General features: G+C 59.8%; 13 protein-coding genes. 5 read left to right on the top strand and 8 right to left on the bottom strand.

Going from position 1 to position 16,149, the window contains the following annotated elements; all coding sequences use genetic code 11:
• Positions 1 to 67: 67 nt before the first annotated feature.
• The 4 genes from RQ593_RS08075 to RQ593_RS08060 all read right to left on the bottom strand — a co-directional run bounded on the left by RQ593_RS08075 (position 68) and on the right by RQ593_RS08060 (position 5,390).
• Entirely contained in the window at positions 68 to 1,228 is a 1,161-nt protein-coding gene (locus RQ593_RS08075) for a PLP-dependent aspartate aminotransferase family protein (protein WP_311450279.1), read from the bottom strand.
• A 312-nt stretch (positions 1,229 to 1,540) separates the two neighbouring features.
• Positions 1,541 to 2,692, bottom strand: a complete 1,152-nt coding sequence (locus RQ593_RS08070; protein WP_049346545.1) for a PLP-dependent aspartate aminotransferase family protein — start codon at positions 2,690 to 2,692, stop codon at positions 1,541 to 1,543.
• A 731-nt stretch (positions 2,693 to 3,423) separates the two neighbouring features.
• On the bottom strand, positions 3,424 to 3,930 hold the full coding sequence (locus RQ593_RS08065; protein WP_070634268.1) for a CoA-binding protein: 507 nt from the start codon (positions 3,928 to 3,930) through the stop codon (positions 3,424 to 3,426).
• The gene (locus RQ593_RS08060) at positions 3,930 to 5,390 is read right to left on the bottom strand and encodes an O-acetylhomoserine aminocarboxypropyltransferase/cysteine synthase family protein (protein ID WP_311450278.1); all 1,461 of its coding nucleotides are present in this window, start codon (positions 5,388 to 5,390) and stop codon (positions 3,930 to 3,932) included. The genes RQ593_RS08065 and RQ593_RS08060 overlap by 1 nt, the downstream gene beginning before the upstream one ends.
• Positions 5,391 to 5,769: 379 nt before the next feature.
• On the opposite strand from RQ593_RS08060, the gene RQ593_RS08055 reads away from it, so the two are divergent.
• Positions 5,770 to 7,371 carry an ATP-binding protein gene (locus RQ593_RS08055; protein ID WP_311450277.1) on the top strand — a complete coding sequence of 534 codons (1,602 nt, stop codon included), beginning with the start codon at positions 5,770 to 5,772 and terminating at the stop codon, positions 7,369 to 7,371.
• Positions 7,372 to 7,465: 94 nt separating this feature from the next.
• Here RQ593_RS08055 and RQ593_RS08050 read toward each other — a convergent pair whose 3' ends face one another.
• The 3 genes from RQ593_RS08050 to RQ593_RS08040 form a co-directional block, all read right to left on the bottom strand.
• Complete coding sequence (locus tag RQ593_RS08050; protein WP_296546751.1) at positions 7,466 to 8,386, bottom strand: YwqG family protein; 921 nt, start codon at positions 8,384 to 8,386, stop codon at positions 7,466 to 7,468.
• Positions 8,387 to 8,435: 49 nt separating this feature from the next.
• On the bottom strand, positions 8,436 to 9,347 hold the full coding sequence (locus RQ593_RS08045) for a YwqG family protein (protein ID WP_296546750.1): 912 nt from the start codon (positions 9,345 to 9,347) through the stop codon (positions 8,436 to 8,438).
• Positions 9,348 to 9,627: 280 nt separating this feature from the next.
• Entirely contained in the window at positions 9,628 to 10,647 is a 1,020-nt protein-coding gene (locus tag RQ593_RS08040; RefSeq protein ID WP_294457642.1) for an iron-siderophore ABC transporter substrate-binding protein, read from the bottom strand.
• Between the two features lie 123 nt (positions 10,648 to 10,770).
• Between RQ593_RS08040 and RQ593_RS08035 the strand changes: the two genes are divergently transcribed.
• The 3 genes from RQ593_RS08035 (at position 10,771) to RQ593_RS08025 (ending at position 14,086) form a co-directional block, all read left to right on the top strand.
• Complete coding sequence (locus RQ593_RS08035) at positions 10,771 to 12,060, top strand: iron ABC transporter permease (RefSeq protein WP_070605139.1); 1,290 nt, start codon at positions 10,771 to 10,773, stop codon at positions 12,058 to 12,060.
• Positions 12,061 to 12,085: 25 nt separating this feature from the next.
• Positions 12,086 to 13,138 (top strand): iron chelate uptake ABC transporter family permease subunit, encoded by a 1,053-nt coding sequence (locus RQ593_RS08030; RefSeq protein ID WP_311450276.1) that lies wholly within the window; start codon positions 12,086 to 12,088, stop codon positions 13,136 to 13,138.
• Between the two features lie 264 nt (positions 13,139 to 13,402).
• A complete protein-coding gene (locus RQ593_RS08025) occupies positions 13,403 to 14,086 on the top strand; it encodes a hypothetical protein (protein WP_049358853.1) in 684 nt (227 codons plus the stop codon).
• Between the two features lie 37 nt (positions 14,087 to 14,123).
• Here RQ593_RS08025 and RQ593_RS08020 read toward each other — a convergent pair whose 3' ends face one another.
• Complete coding sequence (locus tag RQ593_RS08020; RefSeq protein ID WP_311450275.1) at positions 14,124 to 15,161, bottom strand: magnesium and cobalt transport protein CorA; 1,038 nt, start codon at positions 15,159 to 15,161, stop codon at positions 14,124 to 14,126.
• Positions 15,162 to 15,422: 261 nt separating this feature from the next.
• On the opposite strand from RQ593_RS08020, the gene RQ593_RS08015 reads away from it, so the two are divergent.
• Complete coding sequence (locus tag RQ593_RS08015) at positions 15,423 to 16,127, top strand: S-layer homology domain-containing protein (RefSeq protein ID WP_070675301.1); 705 nt, start codon at positions 15,423 to 15,425, stop codon at positions 16,125 to 16,127.
• The last annotated feature ends 22 nt before the right edge of the window (positions 16,128 to 16,149 follow it).

Below are 16,149 nucleotides of genomic sequence, written 5' to 3'. Positions count from 1 at the left end.
TGTGAAAGTTGAAATCTGCGGTATGAACCGGCGACGTTCGCCAGCGGTATGAACCGGCGGCACGAACCTAGCCGGCGAAGGCGGCCTTCAAGCCAATCTCCAGGGCCGCGATGAGGTCCTGAACATCCTCAATGCCGATTGCCAGGCGCACGAGGCGGTCATCCACGCCGAACTCGTCGCGGTGCTCCTGGGCGTAGGCGCCGTGCGTGGTGTGCGCGGGCAGGCTCACGAGCGATTCGATGCCACCCAGGCTCACGGCGTTCACGAAGATGGGCAGGGAACGGGCGAAGGCCTGCGCGTCGCCGCCGTTCTTGAGCAGCAGCGAAAAGACGGAGCCGATGCCGCGGGCCTGGCGGGACTGCACCTCCGCCTGTTCCTCGGAGGAGTTGCCGGCGTAGAAAATCTTCTCGACCTCGGGACGCTCGGAGAGGAACTCGATAAGCTCGCGGGCGTTCTGCTGCTGGCGTTCCAGGCGCAGGGCCAGGGTCTTCACGTCCTGCAGCAGGCGGTAGGAGTCAATCGGGGGCAGCAGCGCACCGCTGACGAGCTGACCGCGGTGCAGCAGAACCGCCAGGTCGGGGTCGTTCGTCGCCGCAACGCCGGCAAGCAGGTCTGCGTGACCGGCCAGGAACTTGGTGGCGGACTGCACGGTGATGTCCGCGCCGAGCTCCAGGGGACGCTGCAGGTAGGGGGTCATGAAGGTGTTGTCTACGATCAGCAGGGCGCCGTGGCGGTGCGCCAGCTCCGCAACCGCGGCAATGTCAGTGACCTGCAGGGTCGGGTTCGTGGGGGTCTCAAGGAAGACGACCTTCACGTCCGGGGTAAAGTCCTCATCGCTCAGAGTCGTGAAGTCACTGATGAAGCGGGTCTTCACGGCGCGCTTAGTCAGCTCGGTGGTCGCAAAGCGGTAGGTGCCGCCGTAGGTCGGCATGCCCAGCAGCAGGGTGTCGCCCGCCTCCAGAACACCAAGAGCCGCCGCGGTTGCCGCCATGCCGGAGGGGTACGCATAAGCGTGCTCGGCACCCTCGAGGGCAGCGAGGGTCGCCTGCAGGTTATCGCGGGTGGGGTTCGCGCCGCGCTGATACATGTAGGTGGTGTCCTCACCTGCGGTACCGAAAGTGCTCGCCAGGTAGACCGGTGGTACGGACGCATCGTAGCGGGTATCGTGCACGGCATGGATAGTGCGGGTCGTGAAGCCGGTCGGTTCGAGCTGATTCTGCTGGCTCATGGTGGTTCTCTTTCGTCCGGGCTACCCCAAACGCGGGTGTAGCTGCTGGGTGTCGTCGTGTATCTGAGATTTACCCTACCCGCATTTTTTATGCCGTTCTAGATAAACTTCACGGGGGTTAATATGTTCACGCAACGTCATATAAAAATGCGGTGAGGGCACACAAAATACCCGCATTAAAAACATTCTTTTACGTTGAAAGAAATACGTTAATCCGGGTATTTTGAGTAATTATTATGGGTGACATTACACCGCGTATTTGGGGCACCTCGAATCACGCGATACGGTCGTGCGGTGCCTCATGTTCAGGGACTATGCCTGATGCGCCAGGGCCGCGGTCAGGCCGCGCTCCAAATCCTCGATAATGTCCTCAATCTCCTCGATGCCAATGGCCAGGCGGATGAGGTTGTCGCTCACGCCGTATTCGTCGCGGTGCGCCTGCGTGTAGGCGGCCTGCACCATGAGCGCGGGACGAACCACCAGCGACTCGATACCGCCCAGGCTCACCGCGTGGGTGAAAATCTTCAGGGCTTCGAGGAAGGCGGGCAGGTCTGCGCCGTCCACCAGTTCCATGGAGATGAGCGCGCCCAGGCCGTTCGCCTGGCGGGCGTGCACCTGCGCCTCATACTCGCTGTGCGAACCCGCGTAGAGCACGCGCTTCACGGCGGGGTGCGCCTCCAGGTAGTTGATGACCTCGATGGTGTTCTTCTGCTGCTGAGTCAGGCGCAGCTTGAGGGTCTTGACCTCCTGCAGCAGGCGGTAGGAGTCGGTGGGCGAAAGCATTGCGCCGGTAATCATCTGCAGGTGCCAGAGGCGCTCGGCGAGCGCGTCATCGTTGGTTGCGGCGACGCCTCCGAGTAGGTCGGCGTGACCGCCCAGGTACTTGGTGGCGGACTGCACGCTGATGTCTGCGCCCAGGTCGAGGGGCTTCTGCAGCAGCGGGGTCATGAAGGTGTTGTCGACGACCACGATTGCGCCGTTGCGGTGCGCGATTTCGGCGATGGCGGCGATGTCACTCACGCGCAGTAGCGGGTTGGAGGGGCTCTCCAGGAACACCATGGTCACGTTGTCGGCGAAGTCCTCGTCGGTGAGGGCCGTGAAGTCGCCGATGAAGCGGGTCTTGACGCCGCGGGCGGGCAGCTCGATGGTCGCGAAGCGGTAGGTGCCGCCGTAGGAGGGCATTCCCAGCAGCAGGGTCTCGCCTTCCTTGAGGATGCCGAGGGCGGCAGCGGTGGCGCCCATTCCGGAGGGGTAGGCGAAGGCGTGCTTGGCGCCTTCGAGGGTTGCGAGCGTGGTTTCGAGGGCCGCGCGGGTGGGGTTGCCGCCGCGCTGGTAGTCGTAGGGACCTTCGGTGCCGTCACAGGGCTGGGCGTAGGTGGTGGTCGTGTAGATCGGAGGCAGGATGGAGCCGTACGGGTTGTCGCGGTCCGTAGTGTGAATTGCCTTCGTCGTAAATCCGGTCATGCTGTCCTCGGCTAAGGTTGGGCATAAAATGCGGGGGATAAATATATTGCTAGCTTATGGCTCTTTTTAGTGGCTGACTAGTTTTTTCTTTTCTGTGACCGAGTGACTTTTTATGACCGAAAAATAGCGTTATATTTCGACATTTTAGACATATATTTCGTCATATTTCGCGCGTGAAAAGACCCGGCGGTCGGTACGCGTGTGTGCTGAGTACCGGCCGCCGGGCTCCACACTAGGATACCGGCTCAGCACCCCAGAACATAAGGGTAGGTTTACCTTAAAGCTGAACTTCCCTCCACTAGGGGCGATGCTGCGCTCTCAATCTCGCCCAAACACGCCGGAATTTTGGGCTTTGCAGAGGTATCAGTCGTCGGCATCATCCAGAGACGAGAACCATGAGCTACACGGTTTCTCAGAGTAGTCAGAGACCTAAGACGACCCTCAAAGTGCTTATGGTTTACTCCCATGTACTCTGCCGTACTTCGGTTCGCCGTAGAACCGAACATAAAAAGGACCCCCTCGAGATGCGCTTGAATCAGAGGCGGAGGGGGGACTGTTACTAGCAGAGTAACACCGGCGAGACACGACCTCAAGGGAAATCAGAGACACCGGCAGAAATACGGGAGGGGCGCACCCGGGAATCACCCCGGGTACGCCCCCTTCCGCTCAAACGCTTACAAGCGCCTAATTTTTGTAATTACAAGCCACAGCCGCGGCTTATACAGCACAGGCTACTTCGACAGCACCTGACGCTTCGAAGAAATCACGCCCGTATTGAAACCAGCCAGGTGCAGGCCACCGTGGAAACGCGCATGCTCAATCTTCACGCACTTATCCATCACCACAGTCAGGCCGGCGGCCTCACCGATTGCGGCGGCCTCCTCGTTCCAGGAGCCCAGCTGCATCCAGACGGTCTTCGCGCCCAGGTCAACAGCCTCCTGCACCACGCCCGGCAGGTCCTCATTACGGCGGAAAATCTCCACCAGATCCGGGACCTCCGGCAGGTCCTGCAGCGACGGGTACACCGGCTGACCCAGCACAAGCTTGCCCTTCGCCGCCAGAATCGGGTTCACAAAGTACAGCTTGTACGGCGAAGCCGACTGCAGGTACGTCGCCACAAAGTAGGAGGCACGCGAAATCTTATCGCTCATACCCACAATCGCAATCGTGCGGGTATTACGCAGAATGTTCAGACGCTCAGGGGCGGAAGGACCCACCCAGGTACGCTTCTCAGTCATTACTTCTCCTCCTGAATGGTAGTAGGCAGGGAGCAGGATGCGCCAGCAGCAGCCTCAGCGGCGGCAGCGTCCTCGGCGGCCTTAGCGGCGGCAACCGCCTCCTCAGCCTCCACAATCTTGTCTGCACTGGACTCGCCCACACGCTCACCGGCGTGGTTCAGGCCAGTCGCGTAAGTCAGCGCCTGGTCCAGGTCCCAAATGATGTCTTCGACGTCTTCCAGACCCACCGAGATACGGATCAGGTCCTCACCGACACCGCCAGCTTTAAGCTGCTCAGCGGTCAGCTGCTGGTGAGTGGTCGAACCCGGGTGCAGAACCAGGGTGCGGGCGTCACCAATGTTCGCCAGGTGGCTTGCCAGCTGCAGCGCACCAATGAACTCGCCACCAACCAGACGGCCGGAAGCCTTCTCAGTCGCCTTCACACCGAAGGAGAACACGGAACCAACACCCAGCGGCAGCAGCTTCTTCGCACGCTCGTAGTGCGGGTGGTCTTCCAGGCCAGCGTAGTTCACGTAGGCGATACGCTCGTCCTCAACCAGCCAGTTGACGACCTGCTTAGCGTTGGCGAGGTGCGCATCCATGCGCTGCGGCAGAGTCTCAACACCCTGCAGCAGGTTGAACGCGGACTGCGGGCTCAGCGACGGACCGAAGTCACGCAGCTGCTCAGAACGCAGCTTAGTCAGGAAACCGAACTCACCGAAGTTACCCCACCAGGACACGCCGTTGTAGGAGGGAACCGGCTCGGTCATGGACGAGAAGTTGCCGTTACCCCAGTTGAAACGACCGGACTCGACGACGATACCGCCGAGGGTGGTGCCGTGACCTCCCAGGAACTTGGTGACCGAGTGAATGACGATGTCCGCGCCGTGCTCGATGGGGCGGATCAGGTAGGGGGTGGACAGGGTTGCGTCCACGACCAGGGGGATGCCCGCCTCGTGGGCGACCTCTGCGAGGCCTTCCAGGTCGGCAACCTCACCGGAGGGGTTCGCCACGATCTCGGTGTAGATTGCCTTGGTGTTCTCGGTCAGTGCCGCCTTGTAGTCGGCGGGGTCGGTGCCGGGAACGAAGGTGGTCTCAATGCCGAAGCGGCGCAGGGACACGTCCAGCTGGGTGACGGTGCCGCCGTACAGCTGCGAGGAGGCGACGATGTGGTCGCCCTGCTGGCAGAGTGCCGCGAAGGTGATGAACTCGGCGGCCATGCCGGAGGCGGTCGCTACCGCACCGATACCGCCTTCGAGGGAGGCGATGCGCTCCTCCAGCGCGGCGACGGTGGGGTTGGACAGACGCGAGTAGATGTTGCCGTACTTCTGCAGGGAGAAGAGGTTCGCCGCGTCGTCAGCGTCCTTGAAGACGAAGGAGGTGGTCTGGTAGATGGGGACCGCGCGGGATCCGTGCTCGGCGTCGGGGGTGCCGCCCGCGTGTAGTGCGCGGGTTCGGAAGCCGAAAGTGTGTTCAGCCATTGGTTTGCTCCTGGTGTATCTGCCCGCCGGGGATGGGCGGGGAGTCGATAGTGGCTCGACTTTATACTGTGCCACCGTCACGGGGGCGCACCAAGTGCGGGTACCTATGTGTCGTTTATTGCGGATTATGACGGGGCATCATATCAGCTGTCATAACAGAAGTTGTTATGACGGCTGTTATGATGCGCGCTCAATCAGCGCCGGCAAAATACCCGGTTTTAGCTTGCAAATCCGGGGTTTTCAAGGTTCAAGGCGCGAGGAAAATATCGCATCATAACAACATTATCGCAGGATCATAACAACTTCATAACAGAAATTGTTATGATGCTGTTATGACGTTGCTATGACGTTCACCAAGAAGTAGCCATCGGGAGCATGCATGGAAACAAACACCGCCGAACTCATCAAAAACCTACGCCATAACCGGGCTGAAAACGGGCGGGTAGAAGTCAAAGCTGCCGCTGGCGGGTTCCCTAAGTCCGTTCTTGAAACCGTTAGCGCCTTCGCTAACGGCGACGGTGGCACCATCCTTCTTGGCCTGACCGACCCGGCAGAGGGTCTGCAACCGGTTGAAGGTTTCAATGCACAGGCAGTCCACGACGCATCCGTTGAGGCAATCCGTTCCAAGATCACGCCTCGACCCCCGGTAGATATTCAAATTGAGGCGGCAGATGAGCAGCACCGTATCGTGCGCATCGACGTACTCCCCGGCGACCCGACGCAGAAGCCCTACTACATCGAAACACACGGCATGTACAACGGCTCCTACCAGCGCGTCGGCGAGGCCGATATTCGCCTCACCAAGTACGAGATTGACCGCCTCCTAGAGAACCGCAGTCAGCCCCGCTACGACGAGGAACTCGTCAGCGAGGCAAGCTTCAAGGACCTCTCACCCACCCTCGTCAGCGCCTACGTTGCCCGCCTCCGCGAAGAACAGCCTCGCGTTTTTGCGGCGCTTTCTGACCGTGAGGTTCTTCTGCAGGCACGCATTCTGCGCATCGATTCTGAGGGTCGAGAAGTGCCCACTCTTGGGGCGCTTCTCGCCATGGGCTCCTACCCGCAGGCGTTCTTCCCGCAGCTGATGATGAGCGTCGTTGTTCTTCCCGGTGAAGAACTCGGTGAGGTCACCGAGGACGGTCGACGTTTCCTAGACAATCACAGCTGTACCGGGCCTATCCCCTCCATGCTGGATGAAGCGATGGGCGTTTTGGTTCGCAATATGCGCAAAACGTCCACGATGGAGGGTCTCAACAGCAGCGGTATCGGGCGGGTTGAGCGCTACGAGTATCCGCTGGAGGCTATCCGTGAGCTCCTGGTTAACGCCCTCATGCACCGCGACTACTCGCCGGGTGCGCGCGGCTCGCAGGTGCAGGTTGAGCTCTACACCAACCGCCTGGTGGTGCGTAGCCCGGGTGGTATTTACGGTGCCGTGACTATCCGAGATTTTGGTCAGCCCGGTGTTTCTTCAACCCGCAATAGCTACCTGGCGAGCATTCTGACTGACCTGCCCGACCCGGCGACGGGGCGTTTGATTGCGGAGAACAGGGCTTCGGGTATTCCCACGGTTCTGCGCGCGCTGAAGGAGGCGGGTCTGCCCGCTCCCCAGTTTGCTGACCGTCTACTCTATGTGCAGGTCACTCTGATGCAGCCCCCGCAGGGTGCGTCTTCTACGGAACAGAAGACCGCGCCTGAGGATAAGACTCAGCAAGCAACCCATTCCACGGGCAAACATTCAGCCGACACCGTCGAACCGGCAGGCGCCGATGCGTCGCTTGACGGCCTCAGCGAACGCCAGGCTGGTATTGTGCGTGGCCTGCGTGCACAGGGCGAGGCTGTTTCCACGACATATATCCAAGAGCATTGGGGTCGGGGCGCTTCACGTACCTCCATTACGAATGATTTGCGCCATCTTGTGGAGGCGAAGCTGATTGTTCCTACGGCTCCGCCGCGTAGTAAGAACCGTAAGTATCGCGCTGCTTAGACGTGCCCGATAAAAGGTATACAAAAAAGGGGAGGGAAATAGAGCGGTTATTCTCTATTTCCCTCCCCCTTCGACTATTCAGCCAAAACCACGTTTAGCCGCAAGCCCATTCAAAGACGACCTGCGAGAAGTCGCGGGCGGCAAGCGCCTCCGGAGTAATCAGCCAGTTCGCCGCACCGGCATCACCCCACATGATCTCAATCTCCTCGTCTTCGTTCTCCTCGTTCTCCGATTCGGAGACGATAGTCAGCAGGTTCACCGTGTGGCCGCGCAGCTCCTTGAACTCGTCACGCGGGTCATTCTGCACGAAGAACGGGTATCCGCCCACGTGGGAGTACTCTTCCTCCGATTCGAAAGGCTCCGTCAGCTCGTAGAGAGCTTCGCGGCGAGGCTGGTTCTTATACGGGTTCTCGTGCGCTTCGGGAAGCAACTCATCCGGGTAGGTTTCATCCCACTTCGCACCAAAAACGTCGTAGTAGTCGTAGCCGGAGGCAGTCACGCCCTGCTCACGCACCTCAAAGGTCATGCCGTACTCAATTTCGAGCGGGCCGCTCTCACAGTCGAAACCACCAATGGGCCAACCGCCCTCGTCCCAGTCCACGTTCGGGAACGGGGCATCCGGGTTCGGCTCACCCAACGTCTCGTAGTAGACAACACGGTGATTCTTCTGCGAGAGAGGGTTCTCGTAGTCAAAGCCCCACAAGCACTCTTCGTCGTTCGGGTTAATCCAGAACTGCAACATACCGGTCGCCGGGTAGATGTCGTTCTCGGGCAGCTCAGCACAGTTAATCTGCGCAATCATACCCAGCGGCTCACCCTTCTCATTGGTCGGCGGCAACTCGCCTGCGGGCAGGTACGGTCGGCCACCAAACTTGGAAGCGGTCTGCGGCAAGGGCTCGGCGGGAACGAAGGGCTTCAGGGCAATAGCCTTCTTACGGGCGCCCTCCTGGTTGAGTAGGTCGATAACGTGCTTCGCCTGCTTTTCGATGTCCTCGAACGGCTTGTTGTCAAACATTTTAGGGTCTCCTCATTGATGATGTGGCGGTGTGAAAGTAGTACGGTGTCTAGCCGCAAGCCCACTCAAAGACGACCTGCGAGAAGTCGCGGGCGGCAAGCGCCTCCGGGGTAATTAGCCAGTTCGCCGCACCGGCATCACCCCACATCACGTACACGCCCTCCTCGGCGTCCTCACCCCACTCCGACTCAATGGTCAGCAGGTTCACCGTGTGGCCGCGCAGCTCCTCGAACTCATCGCGCGGGTCCTCCTGCACGAACGAGGGGTAGCCGCCGATATGCGAGTAATCCCTCTCCTCCGATTCGAAGGGCTCCAGCAGGTTGTAGGAGGCGTCACCGCGTGCGTTCGGTTCCTCGGGCAGCTTCTGGTCCGGGTACATCTCGTCCCAGGCGTCAGCGAACTGGTCGTAGATTTCGAAGCCGCCATCCAGGAAGCCCTGCTCCCAGGGCTCGAAGGCAAGTGCGTACTCGGTGGTTGCCTCAGAAACGTCCTTGCCCTCAGGTCCCAGAGGCCAGCCGTAATCGCCCCAGTCGATGGTCGGGAAGGGAACCGGGAACTGCACATCCGGGTTCGGTTCATCCAGCGTCTCGTAGTAGACGACGCGGTGGTTCTTCTGCGAGAGCGGGTTCTCGTAGTCGTAACCCCACATGCACTCTTCGTCATTCGGGTTAATCCAGAACTGCAACATACCGGTCGCCGGGTAGATGTCGTTTTCAGGCAGGTCAGCGCAGTTAATCTGCGCAATCATGCCCAACGGCTCACCCTTCTCATTGGTCGGCGCGGACTCGCCCGCGGGCAGGTACGGTCGGCCACCAAACTTGGATGCGGTCTGCGGCAGCGGGGCGTCGGGGCGGGTTACCTTCAGGCGGATTGCCTGCTTGTGGGCGCCACGCTCGTTGAGCGCGTCGATGACGCGGCGTGCCTGCGCCAGGGTCTCTTCGGAGGGCTTGTTCTTCGGCATTGTGTGCTCGTTTCGTCGGTGAATTAATCGGTGTGTAAGGTTCGGTGTGTCGGGCGCGGGGCTACGGTACCGCTGCGCCTTCTACCCCCATTAGACCCTATTTCGGGCGGGCGCGCACCAATTCCGGTCACGAGTGCATCCGGCGGCGACAATCAGGTGCGAAAGCAGGTACCAAGCGTGCAGAAAGCCCCGCCTCCTCACCCTCATGCGCAGGCATGAGAGGTAAGAACGCGGGGCTTCCCAGCGAATCTCTACGAATCTCTACGAGAGGCTAGAACCTTTAGAGAGCCTTCTCGATGGTCTCCAGAACACCAAGCGCGGCAGCCGGGCCAGCGTTCAGGAAGAACATGTCAGAATCCACGCTGTGCGCGTGCTTCCCGGTAACAGCCTTGAGGGTGCTCCACAGTGCCTCACCGGTCAGCTTGGACTCGTCGCCGCCCTGCACACCGTAGAACAGGTAGTCGCCGTCAGCCTGATCGAGCTGCTCGGAGCTCAAATCGATGGAGGTCTTCTCAACCTGCGCAGCTGCGGGACGTGCCAGGGATGCATCCGCGCAGATGGAGCCCACGAACGAGGACTTCGCGAAGATGCGGGTGCGGTCAGCGGAAGCGTACAGGAAGGAGAAGGTCTTCTCGCTGCCAGCCTTCTGACCGACCGACTTCGCCTTGGTGTTGTACTCCTCCATGAGCTTCTCAGCCTTCTCGGTGGTGCCCAGCGCGGCGGCAATCAGCAGGAAGTCCTGCTTCCAGTTGACGCCGGTACCCTCGGTGACCACGGTCGGCGCGATCTTGGCGAGGGACTCGTACAGCTCGTCCTTCTTGTTGGTGTTGTTGATGAGGATCAGGTCGGGCTTGAGGTTTGCGATGGCCTCAACGTCCGGGTCGGTGCGCTTGCCGACCTTGGCAATCTTGTCGAGCTCTGCGGACTTATCGGAGAACTTGGTCTTCAGGTAGGTGGGGACCAGGTCGGCGTCACCGGCAGTTGCCGCGCCGACGGGTACGATGCCCAGGGAGAGCACGCCGTCGAGCTGACCGGTGGAGAGAATCACGACCTTGGAGGGTGCGGATTTGATGGTGGTTTCACCGCGGAAGTGCTTGACGGTGCGGGGGAATTCGCCGTCAACGGTGGTGGTGCCCATGCCGGAGGGCAGGGCGGAGGGTGCCACCTTCTTACCGGTCGCAGAAGCAGACGCGGAGGAAGAGCCGGAAGTGTTGGAGGAGCCGCATGCCGCCAGGGCGAGGGCACCGAAGGAACCGAGTGCGAGTGCGCCGAAGGAGCGGCGGGTGATCTTATTCGTCATATTTGCCATTTTATTAGGATAACCTCATATATGCATATGCGATACTTAATACTCATCTATTGATACGTTAAGCATCCTCCGTCCGCACGGGAGCGCACCGCTCCCCCACCACCTCCAAGGCATATGACCCCACAGACCACCACCCCTTCCGGACCCGCCGTCAGCGAAGGCTCCACCGTCAGCGCTGCCTCCCTGGCGAAAATTCGTGCCCTCTCCGCTTCTTCGGACGCCGTATCTGGCGCCTCCTCGGGCGGTCAGGGCGGCAAGTCTATCTCGCGTCTGGCGGTTGCGCTCATTATTGGCGGCGTTCTGCTGGTGCTGCTTTGCGCCCTGTCGTTTGCGGTGGGTTCGCGCATGTTCCCCCTGGATCGCTCCATTGACGGTTTCCTCCACCCGGAGGCGAACACTATTGAGTCGAAGCTGATTTGGGCGAAGCGTGCCCCGCGTACCGCCGCGGCGTTGCTGGTGGGTGCCGCGTTGGCGGTGTCGGGTGTGCTCATGCAGGCGTTGAGCCGTAACCCGCTGGCTGAGCCGGGTCTGCTGGGTGTGAACTCGGGTGCTGCCGCCTCCGTGGTGGTGGGTGTGGGCGTTTTTGGGGTGTCCTCCCCGTTCGTTCAGCTGTGGCTGGCTCTACTGGGTTCGGGTCTGGCAGCGGCGCTGGTGTTCGTCATGGGCCTGGTGGATTCTAAACCGAACCTGGATTCGACGGCGCGTCTGGTGCTGACTGGTGTGGCGGTGAACGCTTGCCTGGGCACGATTACCGGCATTATCACGATGTTTAATTCGAAGGCTTTTGATTCGCACCGTTTCTGGGTGGTGGGTTCGCTGGAGAACCGCACCTTTGAGCAGGTGCTGTCTGCGCTGCCCTTTGTGGCATTGGGTTTGGTGCTCTCTTTCATGCTGATTGGTCCTCTGCGTGCCCTGGCACTCGGTGAGGATGCGGCAGCTGGCCTGGGTGTGCCGGTGACATTGGTCCGTGGCGCGACGATTATTGCGATTATGGCGCTGTGTGGTGCGGCGACTGCGGTTGCGGGCCCGATTGGTTTTGTGGGTCTGGTCGTGCCGCATGTGGTGCGTCTGCTGGTGGGTTCCGATATTGCGCGCGTTCTGCCGCTGTCGCTGGTGTACGGCCCGGTATTGGTACTTGCCTCCGATATTTTGGGTCGCGTTCTGGTGATGCCGAGTGAGCTTGAAGTGGGTATTGTGACCGCCTTTATTGGTGCCCCGGTGCTGATGGTTCTGGTGCTGCGGTTGAGTACGGGTGCGCGCGGTGCGAAGAAGGGCCGCATGGGTGAGAAGGCGCAGGCGCACGATGAATCGGGTCCGGCTCATGCGTCGGAGCACGGTCCGCATCGTGCTCAGCGCCCTGTTGCGCGTGGTTCGTCTGGTTCGACTGGCGTATCTGGTTTGTAGGCCCCGGTTTCTGAGAGGTTTTATTGTGAGCGTTGTGTCTCGTTCTGTAGCCGGGTCTGCTGTTGCCGGGTCTGTGCGTATCCCTGGGCGTTACCGCACCCCTATTCCGCGTACTCTGCTGGTGGTGGCGGTGCTTGTGGTGGCGGCGGTCGCCTCCCTGGTGTTTGGTAGTTATCAGATGAGCCCTGATCAGGTGTTTCGCCTGATTTTTCAGGGTGAGGGCACGGAGATTGAGCGTCAGCTGGTGTTGAATCAGCGTCTGCCGCGTATGCTTGCCGCCGTGGTGGTGGGTGCGGCTTTGGGCTTATCGGGCGCTATTTTTCAGTCGGTTTCCCGTAATGCTCTGGGTTCGCCGGATATTATCGGTTTCACGGTGGGTTCGGCGACCGGTGCCCTGTCTGTGGTGCTGATTGGGTCGTTGAGTTCTACCGGCGTGGGTATGGGCATGGGCGCTATTATTGGCGGTTTTGCGACGGCGGCCGTGGTGATGCTTCTGGCGGGTGTGCGCGGTGGCGCGACGATGGGTCAGAAGATGGTGCTGATTGGTATTGCGGTGAGTGCGATGCTCAGTTCCGTGAACGATTACCTGATTACGCGGGGTGATTTGGAGAAGGCGGAGGCAGCGAAGACCTGGCAGCACGGTTCGCTGAATGCGCTGTCGTGGAATCAGATGTCGGTGCAGGCAGTGCTGCTGCTGGTGGCTATTCCTCTGGTTCTGTTGTTGACGCGCCGCCTGCGCGTCTTGGAGCTCGGCGACGATTTGGCGGCGGGTTTGGGTTTGCCTGTGAAGAGGACCGTGAACATGCTGGTGGCGGCTGCCGTGCTCCTGGTGGCTGTGGCGATTTCTGTTGCCGGCCCAATTGGTTTCTTGGCGCTGGTTGCCCCGCAGATTGCGCGCCGCCTGTGGAACACTCCGGGTATGGCGATGTGGCATTCGGCGTTGCTGGGTTCGGTTATTTTGGTGCTGGCTGATTTTGTGTCGGCTCGTGCGTTGGCGCCGTTCCAGATTCCGGTGGGTCTGGTGACGGGCGCGTTGGGTGGCGTGTATATGCTGTGGTTGCTGTACCGTCAACGCTAGTTGCGCCGTCTTATTCCGTATGAGTGACCGGGTGTTCCCGATTGTGGGGGCACCCGGTTTTCTGTGTTTCACGGGGTTTCGCTGGGTTTCACGGGTGGTTTCAGAATTTTCCCAGTTTTACCCCGGGGTAGATTAAAAACTGCTTATCGTGTCAGGGGTCGCTCATAGAGTGTAGGTGTTGGAAGGGACGATCCTTCCGACCGGGCACGCCGTCTCCTGCGGTGTTGCCGCTAGGTTGATTCAGCATCTACGGAAGGAACGGTCATGGACAACACCACTCACGAGAGCCAGTACGCACACGCAGAGATTTCCTGCACCGCCGATGAGCAGCTGTGCCGTGATGCAGAGTTCAACCTGCTGATGCAGGCGGGCACCATCGTCCGTATGGAGCGCTTCAATGTGGAGGAGCTCCGCGGCGTTCTGGAGCAGCTGGTGGCGGACGGTTCGTGCTTCCGCACCGCACCGGCGTCCTCGACCATGGGCCGCGTGATGCGTCACCTGACCCAGGGCGCTTCCGGTTACGAGGCGAACCTGGCTGAGCTGCGTGCGGCGGCACAGAACGCGCTGCTGTTCGTGTTCCCCCTGGAGAAGGACCTGGAGATGTGCCTGCGCTTTGAGCGTGTGCAGGGTACCGGTCTGGCGTTGACTCGCCTGGGTGTGAGCCCGGTCAATGGTGACCTGTGGACTCAGCACTGGGCGATGCGCGCGCTGGAGTGCACCGGCGGCGTGTTCGCGGTGGAGTCCGCTCCGGGTGCCTGCAATTTTGAGCTACGCCGCGAGATGTTCTACGCGATGCTGTCGCTGGTTGAGCTGTCGACTTTGGGTCTGTCGGCTGAGCCGGAGGACTTCTACATGTTTGCCGATTCGGAGGCTGTGTGTAAGAAGTTCAAGCGTGAGCGTCGTGATTGCCGCCGCGCGATGCGTGCCCAGTACGACCGCGCCGCATAAGGTATATCGTGTATGCCTTATGCGGCATACGCGCATATCAGAGCCATTTGTTCTTTTTGAAGAACCAGTAGAGGAGCAGACAGGAGCCCACCATGAGTAGCAGCGCAGCGGGGTAACCGAACTCCCATTTGAGTTCAGGCATGACCTCAAAGTTCATGCCGTACACGGAGCCAACGATGGTGGGCACCATGAGCAGCGCCGCGTAGGCGGAGATTTTCTTGGTGTCGTCGTTCTGCTGCTGACCGAGCAGGGTGTCGTGCACGCGCAGGGCGTTTTCGAGGGAGCTGCGAAGGTCTTCGAGGCGTTCTTTTGTTTGGGTTACGTGGTCGAGCACGTTGCGGAATTGCCGGGCGAGCTCGACCGCTTCTTCGTTCTTTTCTTCGTCGGATACGCCCGGGTAGGGTGAGGGGTCGAGCGCGCCGGTGCGCATCCCTTCGATGATGCGGCCAATCATAGATTCGAGGGGTCGGCAGGCACGCTGGAAGTCGATAACCTGGTTGAGCAGTTCGTAGATGCGCTGTGCGAGGGAGTTGGCGTCTCTCCGCTCGCTGTGGGAGAAGAGAATGTCTTCGATTTCGTCGCTGTCGTTTTCGAGGCCATCGAGCACGGGTGTGTACCCGTCGACGGTGCTGTCGAGGATGCGGTGCAGCAGTCGGGCGGGGGATGCATCGGGGGTGGCGTAGAGCAGGTTGAACTGGTCGTTGATGCGCTGGTTGCTGCGTTGTTCGTCGCGAACGAGTGCGAGGGTGTAGCGGGGGCCGGTGAAGAGGTGCAGTTCGCTGAGGCGCACTTCTTCTTCTTTGTCGAGGTAGATGGCGGGGCGGATGACGGTGAAGAGGGAGTCGCCGTATCGTTCTAGTTTGGCGCGCTGGTGGCCTCGTCCGGCGTCTTCGATGGCGAGTTCGTGCAGGTTGAAGGTTTCTTGCAGGGCGTGTAGTTCGTGGATATCGGGGTTGGCGTATCCGAGGGCTACGGCGGTGTTGGGCTGCTGGTAGGCGTTGAGGGTTTCTTCTTCGGGTGCGCCTATGCGGATGCGGTCGCCGCTGGGGTAGATGGCTCCGGTAATGTAGGTCATCGTTGTCCTCCTCTGAACGCTTTGGCGCCTCGTGTGTGGGCACTCTTTCCAGCATACGGCACACGCCCCGTCCGGTCACATGTGCAGGTTCGGAGGCGCTGGAGGCTGGGGTGTTGTGGTGAGTCTTGGATTTTCTTTTTAAGATATCTGGGGGTTATAGAGTTTCAACCTTCCCTTGAGAACTAATAAAGTCTAAACTTCTAGTTAATAAGACTGTGATTGTCTTAGAACCAACCACTATTTTCTTTTGAGGAGTCAACGATGCTGTTGAAACCGTTTGTGAAGGGGGCGGCGTGTACTTTTGCCGCTGCCTCTCTCTTGTTGTCTGCGGTGGCGCCTGCTTCTGCGGCGCAATTACACCCTAAGACTTTTTCTCCTTTTCCGGGTGATGAACTGGAAGTCACCTGCATTAATGAGTCTGAGTACAATACCCCGGGTGATTATCAGGATAAGGTGATCGCTTGGGCGGAGTGCACTGGACTTATTACTCACGGCCGCCGTCTTTATCTTCAGAAGAATAAGAATGCTCCCCAGCCTGCGATGACTCGTGGGCAGCTTCTTGAGTTTCTGTACCATGTGAAGGGCAGGCCCGTGGTTAAGGACCTTCCTGCTACTTCACCGTACAGCGATATCTCGGTCAATGACCCGCACTACCCTATTGCTATCTGGGCTACTCGTGAAGGTATCAGCAGCGGATGGGGAGACGGAAAGTTCCATTACGACGCCACCGCATACATTGATACTGCGCTCATTTTCCTTTATCGAATGCACGGTAAGCCGACGGTCAACCTTACCCCCATCCCCGAAGAATACGCACATTGCGTTAAAGAAAATAGCGACATGCACAAGGCACGTAGCTGGTATGGTTCACCAAACATGAGCTGTGGGTATATCGATAATGATGAAGTTACTTTTTCAGATATTCTATATACCCTCTACAGATTGGATTTGATGGGAATCTTATAGAATATTTTGGGGCTCTATATCA

The organism is uncultured Rothia sp. (genome assembly GCF_963507905.1).
Classification (GTDB): domain Bacteria; phylum Actinomycetota; class Actinomycetes; order Actinomycetales; family Micrococcaceae; genus Rothia.
The sequence above is the reverse complement of the archived record's forward strand: the minus strand, read 5'-3'. Positions and strand labels throughout refer to the sequence as shown.